The organism is Paenibacillus forsythiae T98 (assembly GCF_000520735.1).
Lineage (GTDB): Bacteria > Bacillota > Bacilli > Paenibacillales > Paenibacillaceae > Paenibacillus_AQ > Paenibacillus_AQ forsythiae.
Map to the genome: position 1 here is coordinate 1 of NZ_ASSC01000665.1, position 1,030 is coordinate 1,030.

The 1,030-nt window shown below is 54.4% G+C and carries 2 protein-coding genes; one reads left to right on the forward strand and one right to left on the reverse strand.

What is annotated here, in order from left to right; translation table 11 throughout:
• Positions 1-254: 254 nt before the first annotated feature.
• Positions 255-413 (forward strand): hypothetical protein, encoded by a 159-nt coding sequence (locus L692_RS32040; protein ID WP_156940537.1) that lies wholly within the window; start codon positions 255-257, stop codon positions 411-413.
• A 252-nt stretch (positions 414-665) separates the two neighbouring features.
• On the opposite strand, the gene L692_RS29625 is transcribed toward L692_RS32040, so the two are convergent.
• Positions 666-1,030: LPXTG cell wall anchor domain-containing protein (locus L692_RS29625; RefSeq protein WP_036724767.1), on the reverse strand; the 365-nt coding region annotated here is incomplete at its 5' end.

Consider the following 1,030-nt stretch of genomic DNA (forward strand, 5'->3'; position numbering starts at 1 on the left):
CGTCTTGTCCTCGGCGAAGATTTCCGCAAAATCGGCGCCTGTCTCCAATGCAGCGGTCAATACTCTGTATATTGCCTGTTCGTGCAGCATAGCCTTCCTCCTTTGCTCTTTGGATTCTTCTTGTATTTCTTTTACCAGTATAGCTTATCGGGGACGTTCGATGTCTCGGAAATTGGAAACTCGGGTCGAGGCTGCCCCATGTTTCTTCGGCAAACGAAGCTCCAACCCTCAAGGAATGAGGTCCTGTTGTCGGGATGGAAGCTCAGCGTCTGGCAAAAGGGCAAAAAGTGCAGGCTTTTCAAATCCAAATCCCTCATGCATCAAGAAATCCTGATTTTATGCAGGTATTTGAGGCCATTTTAGCTGAATGCAAGACGGAGGGGAGGAAAAACTGTATCGTCGCAGGTGTTTGATACAAGGGGTGTTCTCATGCGGCCAAAAGATGCACAATTTCAGGCTTTCTGCATGATCCGCCTCATCGCCCGCTTCATCACCGTACACGGATTGCTGACTAGCCGTTGGCTTAGACAAGCCGGGACAGTCCACCGCTCCTCTGCGCCCGATTCCCGCCTCAAAAAATAAAGGGCGCCGCCGCAGCCATTTCCATAGCTTACGGGGCACCCTCTTACCTGCTCAGCCGGTTTGTCGAAACGACAGGCCGGACGCTATTTTGTTTTCTTGTTATGGGTCAGCCAGCGGTTAAGGATAAGTCCGACCAGAATAAGACCCAGACCGCCCATGTATATCGGAAGCGAGCTTCCTTCACCGGTTTTCGGCAGGCTGCCGGAGGCCGGGCTTTCAGCCGGATCGGAAGGACCTCCTTTGGGAACGTCATCGTCATCAATATCGACCCCGCCAAGCGGAACCTCGTCATCTGCCGGCACTTCCGTCGGCGTCACACTCGGCACCGGCGAAGGCTGCGGGCTGCTTGAGCTTACCGGCCCGGCCGGGATCTGCTCATCCGGGATGATGATACCCGGAACAGTCGAAGCCGTCGGTGCAGCTGACGTAACCGGTACGTCTGAAGGTG

What these genes read in the sequence shown, in the direction of transcription:
- L692_RS32040 (WP_156940537.1), top strand. Translation starts at nt 255, where the DNA reads ATGGAAGCTCAGCGTCTGGCAAAAGGGCAAAAAGTGCAGGCTTTTCAA.